We start from the raw sequence: 17,006 nt of genomic DNA, 5'->3' as shown, positions 1-17,006 counted from the left end.
GTTCCTGACCGGAGCGGCCACCGTATCATTCGCAATGAAAGCAGGAAGACGATCATGAGCATGATCAAGTGCATTTCGCCGGTGAACGGCGAAGTCTACGCAGAACGCCCGGCGATGCCGCTGGACCTGGCCAAACAGGTGGTCTCCCGCGCCCGCCAGGCGCAGAAGGCCTGGGCGCGCCGTCCTCTCGACGAGCGCGTCAATTTGGTGCTTGCCGGTGTCGCCCGCCTCAACGAGATGGTCGACGAAGTTGTGCCGGAGCTTGCCTGGCAGATGGGCCGGCCGGTGCGCTACGGCGGCGAGTTCAAAGGCTTCAACGAGCGCTCGAACTATGTCGCAACGATTGCCGCCGATGCGCTGAAGCCGCTGGTGATCGAGGAGAGCGACCGTTTCGAGCGCCGCATCGCCCGCGAGCCGCACGGTGTCGTCTTCGTCGTCGCCCCGTGGAACTACCCCTACATGACCGCGATCAACACCGTCGCTCCGGCGTTGATGGCCGGCAACACCGTCATCATCAAGCATGCGAGCCAGACGATCCTCGTCGGCGAGCGCATGGTGCGCGCTTTCGTCGAAGCCGGCGTTCCCTCGGACGTCTTCCAGAACATCTTCCTCGACCATGAGACATCAGCGGCGCTGATCGCCGCCAAGAGCTTCGACTTCGTCAACTTCACCGGTTCGGTCGAAGGCGGACGCTCGATCGAACGGGCTGCCGCCGGCACCTTTACCGGGCTTGGCCTCGAGCTCGGCGGCAAGGATCCGGGCTACGTCATGGAAGACGCCGACCTCGATGCCGCCGTCGACACGCTGATGGACGGCGCTACCTACAATTCCGGCCAGTGCTGCTGCGGCATCGAGCGCATCTATGTACATGAAAAGCTCTATGACGCCTTCGTCGAGAAGTCGGTCGCCTGGGTCTCCAACTACAAGCTCGGCAACCCGCTTGATCCGGAAACGACGCTCGGGCCGATGGCCAACAAGCGCTTTGCCGCGACCGTGCGCGAGCAGATCGCCGATGCCGTTGCCAAGGGCGCCAAGGCGTTGATCGATCCGAAGCTCTTCCCGCAGGATGACGGCGGCGCCTATCTCGCACCGCAGATTCTCGTCAATGTCGACCACTCCATGGCCTTCATGCGCGAAGAAACCTTCGGTCCTGCCGTCGGCATCATGAAGGTGAAGAGCGACAGCCAGGCGATCGAACTGATGAACGACAGCCAGTACGGGCTCACCGCGTCGCTCTGGACCAGGGATGCCGAGCGCGCCGCGCGCATCGGCGCCGATATCGAGACCGGCACCGTGTTCATGAACCGCGCCGACTATCTCGACCCGGCGCTCTGCTGGACCGGCGTCAAGGAAACCGGCCGCGGCGGCTCGCTCTCGGTCATCGGCTTCCAGAACCTCACCCGCCCGAAATCCTACCATCTGAAGAAAGTCACCGCATGACCATCACCGCCAACTGGAGCTATCCGACGTCAATCAAGTTCGGTGCCGGCCGGATCAAGGAACTCGCCGACCACTGCAAGGCAGCGGGCATGAAGAAGCCGCTACTGATCACCGACCGGGGCCTCGCGCCGATGGCGATCACCCAGAACGCGCTCGATATCCTCTCGGCCGCCGGCCTTGGCCGGGCGATTTTCGCCGACGTCGATCCGAACCCGAACGACGTCAACCTCGAAGCCGGCGTGAAGGCGTTCAAGGATGGCGGCCACGACGGCGTCGTCGCTTTCGGCGGCGGCTCGGGCCTCGACCTCGGCAAGTGCGTGGCCTTCATGGCCGGGCAGACCCGGCCCGTCTGGGACTTCGAGGACATCGGCGACTGGTGGACGCGCGCGAGCGTTGAGGGCATCGCGCCGATCGTCGCCGTGCCGACGACGGCCGGCACCGGCTCGGAAGTCGGCCGCGCCAGCGTCATCACCAATTCGGCCAGCCACGTGAAGAAGGTGATCTTCCACCCGAAGTTCCTGCCGGCAGTGACGATCTGCGATCCGGAACTGACGGTCGGCATGCCCAGAGTGATCACCGCCGGCACCGGCATGGATGCCTTTGCCCATTGCTTGGAAGCCTATTCCTCGCCCTTCTACCATCCGATGTCGGCGGGCATCGCGCTCGAAGGCATGCGGCTCGTCAAGGAATACCTGCCCCGCGCCTACAAGGACGGCACCGACATCGAGGCACGTGCCAACATGATGAGTGCGGCCGCCATGGGTGCCGTTGCCTTCCAGAAGGGTCTTGGTGCCATCCACTCGCTGTCGCATCCAGTGGGCGCGATCTACAACACCCATCATGGCATGACCAACGCCGTGGTGATGCCGCCGGTGCTGCGCTTCAACCGCCCGGCGATCGAAGACAAGATCGCGCGCGCCGCCGCCTATCTCGGCATTTCCGGTGGTTTCGACGGCTTCTATGACTACGTGCTGAAGCTGCGCGAGGAACTCGGCGTTCCGGACAAGCTGTCGGCACTTGGCGTCGGCACGGACCGCATTGACGAAATGTCCGAGATGGCGATCGTCGACCCGACGGCCGGCGGCAACCCGGTCGAACTGACGCTGGACGCTGCAAAGAAGCTCTTCCGCGAGTGCATTTGACAGAGTGTCTCTGGCGCCTCGCCCCTGTGAGGCGCCAGATCCCCCTTGGTTTAGGTGGGTCGAAAATACCACTTGCCATTGCAGCGGGTTTGTCACCTAATTGTCACGGAACTGTTACGATTTGGTTCCGTGGAACGCGATCTTCACGCTTCGTTTACCCCGATCTGAAACGCTTCCATTAGGGTGTGCGTATGTATGGGTCCGTCAGCGCACGGACCTGAGTTGAGTTAGGGTCGACCGATGGCGATTATTTCCCTCGCGAATGCGAAGGGGGGCGCGGGCAAGACGACGGCAGCCTTGCTGCTGGCCTGCGAATTCGCCCGCCGGGGGGAAAGGGTCGCGGTTCTCGATTGCGACCAGCTCGCGTGCATGACCGACTGGTTCCGTCACGGTCGAAGCGATGTCAATGTCAGTGTCATCTCAGGGGTAGCGACGACCACCCTCAGCGACCATCTCAGGCGTTTGCGCGGTCAGGTCGAGCATGTGGTGATAGACCTCTCGGGTGCCGCCGACGTGCTGGTCGCGCTGGCGATCGGCCTTTCCGACCTGACGCTGATTCCGGTACAGGGCTGCGTCATGGATGCGCGCGGCGCCATCCAGGTACTCGAACTGATCCGTTACATCGAGAACAATGCGCGCGCCGACATCAACCACGCCGTGCTGCTGACGCGCGTCAACCCGATCGTGACGACGCGCGCAATGCGCAAGGTCAAGCTGCTGCTCGCCGAAAGCCGCATCCGGCTTGTCGATACGCCGCTTGTGGAACGTACCGCTTTCCGCGAACTGTTCGAAGAAGGCCACACACTCTATTCGCTCGACCCCGCGAAGGTCAGCAATCTCGCGAAGGCGCAGGCCAACGCCCACACGTTTGCGGATGACGTGCTGCGGTTGCTCACTCCGACAGGCGAGGCGGTGCGACATGGGCCGTTTTCGTCGATGTGCTACCGCACGCGGCGGACGGCGGAGCCGGCCGTGATGCCGGCCTGAAGCCGGATCGGTGCCCCCTTTTTCGAACGCGTCACGGCGCTGCCAAAGCGGTGCTTCCCGACCCCACTGTCAGGTTTGACGTCCGGCCGTTACCGTTTCGTTAACCATCTTCTGAAAGGTTTCGTTAAGAAGCGAACCACCGGCCATGGCCGAATGGTTCGCGCGAAACATGCAGAGAATGGGGAATATCATGGCGGTCATCACTTTCGCCAATGCAAAGGGTGGTGCGGGGAAGACGACCGCGGCGCTGATCCTGTCAACCGAGCTGGCGCGGCAGGGACACCGGGTGGTGGTTCTCGATGCCGATCCGCAGCGCTGGATCACCAGTTGGGCCGAAGCCTCGGGCCATATCGCCAACCTCACGGTCATTTCGCACATCACGCCCGGCTCGCTCGAGTGTCATATCCGCGAGATGAAGGACGAGGCGGATTACATCGTCATCGATCTCGCGGGTGCCAAGGACCAGATCGTCACGCTGGCGCTTGCCATCTCCGACCAGGTGCTGATTCCGGTGCAGGGCTGTGCCATGGACGCGAAGGGTGCGGTGCAAATTCTTGAGCTGATCCGCCAGATCCAGGACCGCTCGGGTCTTCGCATCAACCATTCGGTCGTTCTCACCCGCGTCAATTCGCTTGTCACCACGCGCGCGCTGCAGACGATCAAGGCGATGCTTGCCGAACGCGGCGTCTCGGTGCTCGACACGCCGATCGTCGAGCGCGCCGCCTATCGCGAGATCTTCGAATGCGGCGGTACGCTGCACTCGATGGATCCGCTCCGGGTCAGCAATCTCGACAAGGCCTGCGAGAACGCGGCAGCTCTCGCGAGCGAAGTGCAGGCGTTGATGCCGGTCAAGGCCCGCCGCTCGTGGGCTGCGCGCATGCCGTCCTGGGCTTCGCGCCGCGCGGCGTGATGTTTCGACGCAGGGTGATCCACGGTAGCACTGCCGCTTCCTGGGGAAGATCCACCCCAGGGTTTGCCTGGAATATCCATAAAATATTGAAATAACGTAGTTTTGTCCGGGAGGTCGCCCTAGGCTTCCGCCGTATTTCTGTGGCGCAACCGGAATTGACGTTCGTCAGTTCCGGTTGAGTCCCATGCCGGTCCTCGCGAAATGGCTGTCGGCCGTAAGGCTTCCTTTACCACGCGCCCCTATCACAGAGCCTGGATACAGCTTGCCCATCGCGATGATCGCAACGGGGCATTTGCCGCCATGACTGCGGCCATGATCTCAGACGCTTTGCGCCGTCGATCCTGTCTCCATGATCCACAACAGCGCCGCGCGCGACGCGCAGAGGCCGCTGTATCACTTTGAACTGCTGCATGATTTTGTCCTTAACTCGACATGCAGCAGAGCATGCAGGGAAGTTCGCGCATGAAAACGGAACACACCGCTGCCGGCACGCAGGACGTCGCCGGTCGTCTGAATTTCATGGCGCTCGATGATGCCGCCAGAGCGAGCCTCAAGGCGCTGAAGCCGATCCTCGAGAAGGAGCTGAAGCCGGCGCTCGACAAATTCTATGGCAAGGTGAAGGCGACTCCCGAGACGAAGCGCTTCTTTTCGTCCGATAGCCATATCGACCGCGCCAAGGGTGCGCAGGTCGGCCACTGGGCCAATATCGCCGACGCCAACTTCAATGAAGATTACAGCGCCAAGGTCCGCACGATCGGCCAGGTGCATGCCCGCATCGGCCTTGAACCGCGCTGGTACATCGGCGGCTATGCGCTGATCGCCGAGCACCTGATCACTGAAATCGTTAGGGCGCATTGGCCGAAGGCTGGCCTGTTCTCGCGCCGCACCACCTCGGCCGAAGAGCTGAGCGCCATGCTGTCGAGCCTCGTCAAGGGCGTCTTCCTCGACATGGATCTGTCGATCTCCGTCTATATGGACGCATCCGACGTCACCAAGCAGCGCGCCGTGCAGGAAGAAGTGCTTGCGGGCGAACGCGCTCTCATCAGCAAGACTTTCGGCGCCGCCTTGAAGAAGATCGCCGACGGCGACCTGACCGCGCGCATCGGCTCGGATCTGCCGGTCGCCTATCAGGAGCTTGGTGAAAACTTCAACCACGCGATCGGTGAACTCTCGCGCGCGATCGGCGGCATCGAAGCCGGTGCGAGCCAGATCCACACCAGCGCCAAGGAAATTGCGGCGGCGGCCAACGACCTTGCAAAGCGTACGGAACGCCAGGCGGCCAACCTCGAGGAGACCGCGGCAGCAGTCGAACAGGTGACACGCACCGTCAAACAGACGGCCGAAGGCGCCAACCAGGCGAACTCGACCGTGGTTGCCGCTCGCGCCAATGCCGAACAGAGCGGTGAGATCGTCAGCCACGCGATCGAGGTGATGCAGGAGATCCAGACGTCGTCGGCGAGCATTGCCCGCATCGTCGACGTGATCGACGAGATCGCCTTCCAGACCAACCTTCTGGCGCTCAACGCCGGCATCGAGGCAGCACGCGCCGGGGAGGCGGGCAGGGGCTTTGCCGTTGTTGCCTCCGAAGTCCGCGCGCTGGCGCAACGCTGCGCCGAAGCCGCCAAGGACATCCAGGGGCTGATCGCCAAGTCGCGCGGCCAGGTGGACGACGGGGTGAACTCGGTCAATCAGGTGGCCCAGTCGCTGCAGCAGATCGTCGCCCAGGTGGTCGAAGTCAGCTCCGTCTTCGGCGCCATCCGCGCCAGCACCGCCGAACAGGCGACCGGTCTGCAGGAGGTCAACACTGCCATCACCCAGATGGACCAGATCACCCAGCAGAATGCCGCGATGGTCGAGCAGGCCAATGCCGCGAGCCAGGCGCTGACGGGCGAGGCTGAGACGATCGCGACGCGGCTTAGAGCGTTCCGCACGTCGGGTTACGTGCAGGTCGGCGCAGGTTCGAGCTATCGCGCGGCGGCGTGAACGAGCTTAGCGTTTTGTGAGACCACGCCTCGGGTCAGGGATGATCCGGGGCGTTTTTGGTTTGTGGGAAGCGAGGCGGGCCGACCGAATGAGACGAATTCCGGAACGGGCGAGGGCTTCTTTGCGCCATCAGCGGACATCACGAAGGAGGCGTGGGGCAAACCTCTTTGATGACGCAAGCCGGATAAACGTTCGGCAATCACCAAGCACTTTTCTGCTTTGAAAGGCGGTCACCGCGCCTGCAGCGCAGCGCTTTCGGCCAGAAGTATGCCGTCACCAGCTTACGGACCTCGCGGCCAGAACTCGTAGTCCCCGTGACCTAACGCGCGCTCTGGCGGCTTGGTCACGGGCACTATTCGCCCCCTGTCGGTAACGCCTCACTTCACTACTTCGATCTCGCCCGGCCGCCAGGACTTGTCGAAGAAGGTCTCCAGCGGACTTTAGAGCGAAGGATCACGAACCAACCCTTTTGGTCTCATAGGGATAGACCTTCGTGAACTTGCGGATGGTCTCGAGAGAGCGATTGACGTCTGCTTTGGGCCGAGAGTGATCATACAGCCTATCGCTGAGTCACTTCGCACCTGTCGGAACTGCCCCAGAGTAGTCGCGCGTTCTCCTCTCGGGTGACCAAGAAAGGGAGATCGCGGTCGAGGTCGCAGTCGGCATTGCCGATCCTGAGCACCCCTAGAATACCCTCAAAACCGCCGGTCGATGAAGTGCTTCGCCTGGGCGCCAGCGTGGTAGAAGGCCGACTTTACGCCACGCCAGGTGTCCGGTGTTACAGGCGTTTCGGCAAGCGGGATCGCTGAAGCCTCGCCGGTGACATGGTTGGCGAGTGCACGGCCGAAGACGGTACCCGGCGCAATGCCGCGGCCGTTGTAGCCGCTGACGGAGACCACGTCGGGGGCGAGCGTGTGCATGGCCGGCAGGTTGTTGGTGGTCATGCCGATGCGGCCGTCCCACCAGTATTCGAAGCGGAAATCGCCGAGGAAGGGGAAGAGTTTGCGGACTGAGCGGGCGGCAAAGGCGCGGTGCGTGCCTTCAGCGATCGCGTCGAGCCTTCCGATCGAGCCGAAGATCAGCCGGTTCTGCTGGTCCATGCGGAAGGAGGTCATGACGAGGCCGGTGTCCCAGGTGCCCTGGCGTTCCGGCAGGATACGGCTGGCGACCGCGTCCGGCAGCGGATTGGTGGCGAACTGGAAATAGGGCAGGATCGTCAGTTCCTGCGTGTGCGCCTGCCACGGGCTTTCTGCGAAGAGGCCGCCATAGGCGTTGGTGGCAAGGATTACCTGCTTGGCGCGGATGACGCTGTTGCCGGCCTTCAGAACCCAGCTGTCGCCCTTTCGCTCGGCACCGGTGAGCGGCGTATCGGTGTAGATTTCGGCACCGGCGGCAAGGGCAGCGCGGGCCAGCCCGCGGGCATAGGCGAGCGGCTGGATGGTGCCGGCGCGGCGATCAAGCAGCGCGCCGGAAAAGCCTTCGGCACCCGTCAGCGCATGGGCGCGTTCGGCAGAGAGCGCCTCGACCGGCGCACCGCGCTTTTGCCACTGCGCTTCACGATCCTTGATTTCCGTGACGCCTTCGCTGCCGACGGCCATGTGCAGCGTACCGTTGCGTACAGCCTCGCAAGGCATGCCGTGTTTCTCGACGAGGGCATAGACCATCGACGGGCCGTCGCCGAGTTCGGTGAGCAGTCGGTTTCCGGCGGCCGGACCGAGCGTCGAGATGAGATCATCGGGCTTGACCCACATGCCGGCATTGACGAGGCCGACATTGCGGCCGGAGCCGCCAAAGCCGATCATCTTCGCCTCGATCACCGTCGCCTTCACGCCCTTTTCGGCGAGATGCAGGGCCGCCGAGAGGCCGGTGAAGCCGCCGCCGATGATCGCGACATCGGTCGCAAGGTCGCGGCTGAGCGGCCTGGTTTCGGGCGCGGCCGGTGCCGTTGCATGCCAGAGGTTGGGCAGGGTGCGCTCCGTCGCCATCGCGGCAATCCTTCAAGTGCGGCCGGAAGTTCGGCCTATAGGTCAGGGTTCTCTCGGTGATAGCCGATTGCGGAGAAAATTCTCATGACAATGTTTCATGAAGTCATGATGCAAGGCCGGGGCAGGGCCGGAGGCATCGGGGCGCGGTGCGGGAGGGGCTACTTAAGAAAAACCGCAGCTGGGTCGTCGGCAGCTGCGGTCTTGTAAATTTATACGTCTGAAAAATCTTTACCGAAACGTCGTCCTGCTTCGGCGATACACCTTTAAAAAGTGCCTGCCGTGGACGGTCAATCAGGCAATATCAATGTTCTACGCCTTTTGGTGGAAGTCACTCACCCAATTGGGGGAAGCAGGCAAAAATGCTTCCGGCCGTGGCGGTTGGCCTGCAGCACCGCGCGTCCTGTCGGGACACGCGAAAGTCGCTGCAGCGCTTGCAACTGCCGCATGTTTTGTCCTTCAATCGGTCACGACGAAAGAAACATGCGGTAGCCGCAGACAACGGCTTCAATCGACGAATTCGACGGTGACGCCGGGGCTGACCATCTTGGCGAGTTCGGTCGCATCCCAGTTGGTCAGGCGCACGCAGCCGTGGCTCTGGGTCTTGCCGATCTTCGAAGGTTCGGGCGTGCCGTGAATGCCATAGGTCGGCTTCGAGAGCGCGATCCAGACGGTGCCGACCGGGCCGTTCGGGCCGGGCTGCAGCGTCAGGATCTTGTCGTTGTTGCCCTGCCTGAAGTTGATCTTCGGGTTATAGGTGTAGCCCGGATTGAGCGCGATGCGCTCGACATTGACGGTGCCTGAAGGCGACGGCGTATCGGACGAGCCGATCGTTGCCGGGTAGGCAGCAATCAGCTTGCCGGCGTCGTCATAGGCGAGTACCTGCTTGCGCGCCTTGTCGGCGAGGATGCGGGCGACCTTGCCGGCCTTGTTCGCACCCGGATTGATCACCTTGATGATGGTGCCCGGGATGGTGAAGTCGACACCTGGGTTCAGTTCACGCAGGTAGGCTTCGTCCATGTGGAACTTCTCGCCGAGCATTTCGGTCGTCGAGGTGAAGGACATATGCGGCAGCATCGCCTTATGTGCGTAATCCTCCGGGATCGAGGCGACATAGGGGCCGGCAGCGTCGGCAGCCGTGATCGTGTAGCTGGTGATCGGCATGCCGCCGCTCATGCGCAGCCGCTCGAGAATGTCCTCGGTGTTGTTGGGGTCGAGCGTCTCGCCGGTCGATTGCTGCCACGCCTCGATCGCCTTGGTCACGTTCGAGCCCATCTTGCCGTCGATCACGCCGGGCGAGAAGCCCTCGCGGTCGAGGAAGACCTGCAGCGCGGTGATCTCGGCGCGCGACTTCGACTTGACCGACATTGCCGGCGGCATCGACGGGCGCATCGGATTGCCGTCATTCGGATCGATCGCGGCCTCTTCGGTGCCGTCGATCAGGCCCGGCAGGCTGTTCGGCAAGTCGTTGCCATCGGTGGATGGCGGCACCACGTCGCGGTAATCGGGGATGGAGCCGGTGACTTCGCCAGGCTCGGAATAGCCGTAGCCGCGCTCGGTGTCGCGGGAGCGTCGGTTCGAATAGATGTCGACATCGCCCTCGCGGCGATAGCCGCCATAACCACCCTGTCGGCCGCGATTGGGCACGACGGTCGCCACCACATTGCCCCAGCTGTCGATCAGCAGCGTACGGCCGCGGCTGTCGCGCATGGTCTGCACCTCATCGGCGCGCGGCACGTAATCGAGGATTTCGCCTTCGGGCGTGACCAGCATGACGTCGTCGCCATAGCGATTTCTGCCGCGATAATCCTGCGCGAAAGCGGCCGTCAAATCCACGGCGAGAAAGCCGGCTGCGGCGAGAAGCGAGAGGCCTATGCGGGTCGCTGACGTCACGTGAGAACCTGTTTTCATTGTAGTGAATGTGGCGCGGTACATTTGGATTTCGACGTTAATGTGAAAAAAATGAATTCATCATGAATAAGCGGTTAAATTCTATCTAAGCGGCGCGGTCCCGGGCTTCAACCGGTGAAATGCTTCTCTCCTCAGCTATCATCTCTTTGTGATTGCAGTGATTCTGCGGCCGATTTGAGGAAGAGGACATGTTGAGAACGCTCGAAGAACCTCGGGATGCCCAGGAGAATCATGTGCTGTTCGATCGCCTCTCGGCGCTCGACATCGCCGCTTTTGTTGTCGATGGCGTCGATCTGTCGCCGGGTGCTGCGATCCCCTCGGACGGCGACCCGCGAATAGACCGGGCGCTTGCAGGCTTTCTCTTCACCTGCGGCCCCGATCACATCCGCCACCCCGAAGCGATCGAGGGCGGAGCAGAAGGCGCGCGCTACCCGCTGCATGGGTCGCTGGCCGGATCAGCAGTCAGCCATACGGAGATGGCGAGCGACGGTACCGCGTGCACGGCGACGATCGCGGTGGCGCTCGCCGATGGCGGGCAGGCGCGGATCGAGCGGCGGTGGCGGATCGATGCCGGGCGGCACGAAGTGGTGCTCGAGGATCGCGTGGTCAACGCGGGGACCTCGGCCTTTCCGCCGATGATGATGTATCACCTCAACATCGGCGGCCGGCTGCTCGGGACTGACACCCGCATCGTCAGCACCTCGCTTGAAGGCGGGGAGTGCGCCTGGCGCTTCGGCAATGGCGAGAGCGCGCACTTCTGCCTGCCCGCGACCACCGGCGCCGATGGCTGGTCGGACGTCACCCTTGCGGGCCTTGCCGGTCTCGGTGGCCGAAATCTCCAGGTGCGGTTTCGCGCCGACACGCTGCCGTTCCTGCAGATGTGGCGCTGCCAGCGCGGTGAAGCCGATGTGATCAGCATCGAGCCTGTGTCGCACCGCATCGCCAGGCGTCCGGATCTCGCGGCTGCCGAGGAACTGATCCCGCTGCTGCCGGGCGACGCGCGGGACTACGCGATCGCCTTCTCGGTCCTCTGATCCAGCTTCAGAACCCGGGCCTTCGAGGCGCGGCTTTTGAATTGACGCGGAGAAGTGCTGCGCCTACATCAGAGGCCACCACATTTCCTGAGGAAGACGACCATGGACATCCGCCAGATCAACGACGAATACTCGGTCTCCGGCCAGATCACCGTCGAGGATCTCGACCAGATCAAGGCGCTCGGCTTCAAGTCCATCGTCTGCCACCGCCCGGATTTCGAGGCGCCGGATCAGCCGACCTTCGATTCTATTGCCGCACGCGCCGAAGAGCTCGGCATCGAAACCAAGCATATCCCCGTCGGCCCGATGGGCGTGACGGCAGACGCGGTAACGAGCATGGTCGATGCGCTCGACGAGTTCCAGCGGCCGATGCTCGGTTATTGCCGTTCTGGCGCGCGCTCGACGGCCGTCTACCAGCAGACCCAGCATATCCGCGGCTGAGCCAGGCGAATCCAAACTCTCGCGCTCGGTCGTTTCGTTCCATCTGACAGTGGAGGATCGGCATGGCCGAAGCGCATCTCATTTCGCGTGAGCAATGGGCAGATGAACCCGACCGGTGGAAGGGCGAATTCGAGGGCGGTGCCTATGGCGCGGGGCTCTCGGTGATCTTCGTTTCCACGGACGAGATCGGCTACGGGCCGAAGCTTCACCGTCATCCCTATCCCGAAACCTTCATCGTGCGCGTCGGCCGTGCCCGGTTCACCGTGGGCGATCGCACGATCGACGCGGAGGCCGGCCAGATCATCGTGGCGCCGGCCAACGTGCCGCACAAGTTCGAGAATCTCGGGCCGGGGCGTCTGGAGACGACCGACCTGCATGAGGCCGGTGCGTTTTCGACGGAATGGCTGGAAGAATAGGGCGACGGTCGCCTGCGACCGCCGCAGTTGGCAGCGGTCGCAATCATTTCCCAATCGATCAGCCGTTGCGGATATCGGTCAGCGTGCGCGTCGGGGTGATCGCTTCGGGATCGAGCTTGATCTCGATGATCGACGGCTTGCCGCTGGCGCGTGCCCTGAGGAACGCGTCGGCAAACTCTTCCGTCTTCTCGACAGTTTCGCCGTGGCCGCCATAGGCGCGGGCGAGGGCGGCGAAATCCGGGTTGGTGAGATCGGTGGCGCTGACGCGGCCGGGATACTCACGTTCCTGGTGCATGCGGATAGTGCCGTAGATGCCGTTGTTGACGACCACGGTGATGATCGGCAGGCGGTAGCGAACGGCAGTCGCGAATTCCTGTCCGTGCATGAGGAAACAGCCGTCACCGGCAAAGCAGATGACTTCGCGATCCGGATGAAGCTGCTTGGCGGCAACCGCCGCCGGCAGGCCGTAGCCCATCGAGCCGGAAGCAGGTGCGGCCTGCGTCGCAAAGCGGCGGAAGCGATGGAACCGATGCACCCAGGTGGCATAGTTGCCGGCGCCGTTGGTAAAGATCGTATCCTGCGGGGTGTTCGCCTCGATCCAGTTCATGATCGGCCCCATCTGCACCGCACCCGGTCCGGTCTCCGGCGGGGTCGACCATTTGAGATAGGCTGCGTGCATGATCTCGGTGCGTTCGGACCAGGCCGGTTCGCCCTGGGGCGCAAGGCCTTCGAGGGCGGCGACGAAGTCGCTCGGGCTTGCGGCGATCGCCAGCTCCGGCCGGTAGACGCGGCCGAGTTCGGAACTGTCAGGATGGACATGCACCAATGTCTGGCGCGGGTAGGGGCTATCCATCAATGTGTAGCCTGAGGACGGCATTTCCGAGAAGCGGCCGCCGAGCAGCAGAACGAGATCCGCTTCCTTGATCTCCTTGGCAAGCGCCGGGTTGATGCCGATGCCGACATCGCCGGCATACATCGGATGCAGGTGATCAAACAGCATCTGGCGGCGGAAGGAGCAGCCGACGGGCAGCTTCCAGCGCTCGGCGAAGCTCTGGAATTGAGCAACACTTTCCGCGGTCCAGCGGGTGCCGCCGAGGATGGCGATCGGCCGTTTGGCGGTGGTCAGCATCTCGCCCAGCCGCTTTATCTGCGCCGGGCCCGGATGACCCTCGACCGGCTGGTAGGGCTTGGCGGCCGGCGCCTCGGCGCTGCGGGTCAGCATGTCCTCTGGCAGCGTCAGCACGACAGGGCCGGGGCGACCGGACGTGGCGACGGCGAAGGCGCGGGTGACGAATTCCGGAATGCGGGCGGGATCGTCGATCTCACCCACCCACTTGGCGACTTCCGTGAAGGCGCGGCGGTATTCGATCTCCTGAAAGGCCTCGCGCTCGCGCGCATCGCTCTGGACCTGGCCGATGAAGAGGATCATCGGGATCGAGTCCTGTCTTGCGACATGCAACCCCGCCGAAGCGTTGGTCGCGCCGGGGCCGCGGGTCACCATGCAGATGCCGGGCTCGCCGGTCAGCCGGCCCCAGGCATCCGCCATCATCGCAGCACCGCCTTCCTGGCGGCAGACGAGCACGTCGATGTCGGTGTCGTAGAGCGCGTCGAGCACGGCCAGGTAGCTTTCCCCTGGCACGCAGGCGATGCGTTTCACGCCATTGGCGACGAGTGCGTCGACGACGAGCTGGCCTCCAGTTTTCATGATCTTCCTCCCGATGGTCTTTCTTTTGTTTTCAGATTGGCTTTTGTTTTCAGATGGCTTTGTTGTCAGATTGCTGGCGACACCGCAGCGACGCTGGTGTCCTTGTGTATGCGGCGCTCGCGCCAGATGATGTAGAGGCCGGAGCCAATGATGATGGCGATGCCGAGCCATTTCAGCGCATCCGGCAGATCGCCGAAGACGAGCCAGCCGAAGATCGTTGCCGAAACGATTTCCAGATATTGCAGCGGCGCCAGCACCGAAGCAGGGGCCGCACGATAGGCATAGACGCCGAGCACGCCTGATATGGTGGCGGTCACGCCGACGCCGAGCAGATAGTACCAGGTATACCCTTGCGGCCAGACCGGGTCGAAGATGCCGGAACCGCTGCCTTCGCCGAAATAGAGGAGCACGAGGCAGAAGAGCGCGCCCCACACGCCGGCGTGAAACTGCATCGACCACGGGTCTTCGTTCTGCGCCACCATGCGGGTGACGAGCAGGAACACGGCAAGGCCGAAGGCGGCGACAACAGGCAAAAGCGCGATCCAGCCGACCTCCTGCATGCTCGGCTGGATGACGAGCAGCGCGCCGAAGAAGCCGACGCCGCAGGCGGTGTAGCGCCGCCAGCCGATGGTTTCCTTGAGGAAGATGCTGCCGAGGATCGTCAGGATGATCGGCTCGACGAAGAAGATCGCGATCGCGTCGGCGACCTCCATCACCTTCAGCGTGGTGATGAAGGAGAGCATCGTTACGACCAGAAGACCGCCGCGCAACGCATGGAGCCCGGTCCTCTTCCAGGAGAGATCGAAGAGGCTGCCGCGGACAAGAACAATCGGCAGGATGAAGACGACCTGGAGCAGGAAGCGGACTGCGGTGATTTCGGCCGAGGGAACGGTGGCGATTGCCAGCTTGGCGAAGATATCGATCAACGGCGACAGGAGCACCGAGATCACCATCAGCGTCAGCCCGAAGGAGATGCGGCTATGGTCCGTGGCGATCTTTTGAAGGGACATGTCGGCCATGATATTTCCGGTCAGCGCCTGCTTTCGACGGCGCGTAAACACCAGGCGGCGAAGTCTGCTGTCGCCTTTTCCCGGCCGAGTTCGTTCAGGGTTTCATGGCGCATGCCGTCATAGACGGTGACGGTGACATTGGTCAGGCCGGCCGCTTTCATCTTGGCGCCGAGCCAGCGGATGGCGCCGCCCATCTCCGTGGAGGGGTCGGCGCTGCCGCCGACGAGATGAATGGGCAGGTCCTTCCGGAGCCGCGCCAGCCGTTCGGGCCGGGCACCGCCGAAGGACAGGCGGAAGAGGTCGAGCCAGAGCGAGACCGTCGCATCGAAGCCGCAGAGCGGGTCGGCTGCGTATTTCGCGACCTCGGCATCGTCGCGCGAGAGCCAGTCGAGATCGGTCTTGCGGTCCTTGATGGCACCGCCCCACATGCCGAAGGTAAGCTTGGTGAGCAGCGGGCTCGGCACGTCAGAGCCTTTCAGAGCCTTCTCGATCTTGAGGATCATCTGGCCGCCGCGACCGGCAAGGCCGGGACGGAAATTGGAGTTCCAGACGGCGAGCGCATCGTAGAGGCCGGGATCGGTCTCGGTGGCGTTGAGCGCTATCAGCCCGCCCATGGAATGGCCGAAGAGGATAACCGGCAGATCAGGGTGGGCGGCGGTTGCGATCGTCCTGACGGCCCGGATATCGGCGAAAACCTTGTCGAGGCCTTCGCGGTTGGAAAACATGCCGAGCTGGGCGTCCGGCGCGCGCGTCTCGCCGTGGCCGCGATGGTCATGGGCGTAGACGTGGAACCCGTGGCCGGCCATCGCTTCGGCAAAGCGGGCATAGCGGCCGGAATGTTCGGCAAGGCCGTGGCTGATGAGGAGGATGCCGCGGGCACCGGCGGTCGCCGGGAAATGGCGCCAGCTCAAGGTGGCTCCGGTCGGGCTTTGATGTGTCTTCACCTGCCCGAACACGATTTCCCCCGGCAACAACGACAAACCAATTCCGATATCAAATCGATTTGCAAGGCAAAGGCAATCGCCGCTTGTTGCTCGTTGCGCATGAGGTCACAAGCGAATGTGCGCTCGTATGAATTAAGAGTTGCAATTTTCCCGTTTTGAGCGATATTCGTTCCTGTTTTGTTTCGGAGGGAGGATGCCATGGTTAGTTTCTGTAAGGCGATATCGGGTCCGATGGCAGGGATGCTGGCGGCGTTGGCGCTTTTCCTTGCGCCAGCCGCCTTTGCCGCCGGCGAGGAAGCGGCGGATCAGGGGTCTTCCGAAGGCGCGGCCACCCGCACGGAATACGTGCTGGCGGTGAGCTGGCAGCCCGGCTTCTGCGAAACCCGGCCGCAGCGCAAGGAATGCGAAAGCCAGACGGCAGAGCGGTTCGATGCCACCAATCTCTCGCTGCATGGCCTCTGGCCGCTGCGCAAGAGCTATTGCGGGGTAACGGCCGATGTACGGGCGCAGGATCGCAAGGGCAGCTGGCTTGAACTGCCGAAACTCGCCATGGCCGACGACACGGCGGCGCGGCTGCTGATCGCCATGCCCGGCGTGCAATCGGGCCTCGACCGGCACCAGTGGCTGCGCAGCGGCACCTGCCAGAGTGGCTCGGTCGACGATTACTTCTTGGCGCAGCTGCGCATGCTGGAGGAACTCAATCGCTCCGCAGTCGGCGCGCTCTTTCGCCAGCGCATCGGCTCCGAGCTCGATGAGAAGTCGATCAAGCAGGCGTTCGACCAGAGTTTTGGCACTGGCGCCGGCGACCGGGTGCGCATGCGCTGCCAGACGGTTCAGGGGCGCAACATCATCACCGGGTTGACGATCGGGCTCACTGGCGACGTCATGAAGGCCTCGAGCCTCGCGCCGCTGATCCAGGCGGCGGGACCGACCGAGTTCAAATGCGCCAAGGGTATTGCCGACACGGCCGGGCGAAGCTGACCCGCTCCCGCTTCCGCGGGCACCGTTCTACGGCAGCCAGTGCGCTGCCGACGCGGGCAGCCGCATGGGATAGGTGGGGGGACAAGCCGGGGTGAACGCCTTTGCTCATTGCCCCCTTCC

14 protein-coding genes are annotated in these 17,006 nt (G+C 63.3%); 9 read left to right on the top strand and 5 right to left on the bottom strand.

The window, feature by feature from the left end; genetic code table 11:
- Positions 1-54 precede the first annotated feature (54 nt).
- From PWG15_RS11905 to PWG15_RS11885, 5 genes are all read left to right on the top strand, one after another.
- Positions 55-1,440, top strand: coding sequence for an aldehyde dehydrogenase family protein (locus PWG15_RS11905; protein ID WP_275019980.1), 1,386 nt, complete (start codon positions 55-57; stop codon positions 1,438-1,440).
- Entirely contained in the window at positions 1,437-2,582 is a 1,146-nt protein-coding gene (locus tag PWG15_RS11900) for an iron-containing alcohol dehydrogenase (RefSeq protein ID WP_275019979.1), read from the top strand. Before PWG15_RS11905 ends, PWG15_RS11900 begins: the two co-directional genes overlap by 4 nt.
- A 240-nt stretch (positions 2,583-2,822) precedes the next feature.
- Positions 2,823-3,569 (top strand): AAA family ATPase, encoded by a 747-nt coding sequence (locus PWG15_RS11895; protein ID WP_275019978.1) that lies wholly within the window; start codon positions 2,823-2,825, stop codon positions 3,567-3,569.
- Positions 3,570-3,759: 190 nt separating this feature from the next.
- Complete coding sequence (locus PWG15_RS11890; RefSeq protein WP_275019977.1) at positions 3,760-4,479, top strand: AAA family ATPase; 720 nt, start codon at positions 3,760-3,762, stop codon at positions 4,477-4,479.
- A gap of 462 nt (positions 4,480-4,941) precedes the next feature.
- Positions 4,942-6,462, top strand: coding sequence for a globin-coupled sensor protein (locus PWG15_RS11885; RefSeq protein ID WP_275019976.1), 1,521 nt, complete (start codon positions 4,942-4,944; stop codon positions 6,460-6,462).
- A gap of 695 nt (positions 6,463-7,157) precedes the next feature.
- Here the strand turns inward: PWG15_RS11885 and PWG15_RS11880 are convergent.
- Together PWG15_RS11880 and PWG15_RS11875 are read right to left on the bottom strand one after the other, a co-directional pair.
- Positions 7,158-8,447: an NAD(P)/FAD-dependent oxidoreductase gene (locus PWG15_RS11880; protein WP_275019975.1), complete on the bottom strand. Its 1,290-nt coding sequence runs from the start codon at positions 8,445-8,447 to the stop codon at positions 7,158-7,160.
- Positions 8,448-8,951: 504 nt separating this feature from the next.
- Positions 8,952-10,379 (bottom strand): L,D-transpeptidase family protein, encoded by a 1,428-nt coding sequence (locus PWG15_RS11875; protein ID WP_275019974.1) that lies wholly within the window; start codon positions 10,377-10,379, stop codon positions 8,952-8,954.
- Positions 10,380-10,543: 164 nt separating this feature from the next.
- On the opposite strand from PWG15_RS11875, the gene PWG15_RS11870 reads away from it, so the two are divergent.
- The 3 genes from PWG15_RS11870 to PWG15_RS11860 all read left to right on the top strand — a co-directional run bounded on the left by PWG15_RS11870 (position 10,544) and on the right by PWG15_RS11860 (position 12,246).
- The gene (locus PWG15_RS11870) at positions 10,544-11,389 is read left to right on the top strand and encodes a DUF4432 family protein (protein ID WP_275019973.1); all 846 of its coding nucleotides are present in this window, start codon (positions 10,544-10,546) and stop codon (positions 11,387-11,389) included.
- Between the two features lie 102 nt (positions 11,390-11,491).
- Positions 11,492-11,830 (top strand): protein tyrosine phosphatase family protein, encoded by a 339-nt coding sequence (locus tag PWG15_RS11865; protein ID WP_057253408.1) that lies wholly within the window; start codon positions 11,492-11,494, stop codon positions 11,828-11,830.
- Between the two features lie 62 nt (positions 11,831-11,892).
- Positions 11,893-12,246 carry a cupin domain-containing protein gene (locus tag PWG15_RS11860; RefSeq protein WP_275019971.1) on the top strand — a complete coding sequence of 118 codons (354 nt, stop codon included), beginning with the start codon at positions 11,893-11,895 and terminating at the stop codon, positions 12,244-12,246.
- 58 nt (positions 12,247-12,304) lie between these two features.
- Here PWG15_RS11860 and PWG15_RS11855 read toward each other — a convergent pair whose 3' ends face one another.
- The 3 genes from PWG15_RS11855 to PWG15_RS11845 all read right to left on the bottom strand — a co-directional run bounded on the left by PWG15_RS11855 (position 12,305) and on the right by PWG15_RS11845 (position 15,917).
- Complete coding sequence (locus PWG15_RS11855; protein WP_275019970.1) at positions 12,305-13,951, bottom strand: thiamine pyrophosphate-binding protein; 1,647 nt, start codon at positions 13,949-13,951, stop codon at positions 12,305-12,307.
- 65 nt (positions 13,952-14,016) lie between these two features.
- Positions 14,017-14,970 carry a DMT family transporter gene (locus tag PWG15_RS11850; protein ID WP_275019968.1) on the bottom strand — a complete coding sequence of 318 codons (954 nt, stop codon included), beginning with the start codon at positions 14,968-14,970 and terminating at the stop codon, positions 14,017-14,019.
- An 11-nt stretch (positions 14,971-14,981) separates the two neighbouring features.
- On the bottom strand, positions 14,982-15,917 hold the full coding sequence (locus PWG15_RS11845) for an alpha/beta fold hydrolase (RefSeq protein ID WP_275019967.1): 936 nt from the start codon (positions 15,915-15,917) through the stop codon (positions 14,982-14,984).
- A 186-nt stretch (positions 15,918-16,103) separates the two neighbouring features.
- Between PWG15_RS11845 and PWG15_RS11840 the strand changes: the two genes are divergently transcribed.
- A complete protein-coding gene (locus tag PWG15_RS11840) occupies positions 16,104-16,886 on the top strand; it encodes a ribonuclease T2 (protein ID WP_275019966.1) in 783 nt (260 codons plus the stop codon).
- Positions 16,887-17,006: the final 120 nt, after the last annotated feature.

It is taken from the genome of Ensifer adhaerens (genome assembly GCF_028993555.1).
GTDB classification, from domain to species: domain Bacteria; phylum Pseudomonadota; class Alphaproteobacteria; order Rhizobiales; family Rhizobiaceae; genus Ensifer; species Ensifer adhaerens_I.
This window is presented reverse-complemented; position numbering and strand designations above follow the sequence as displayed.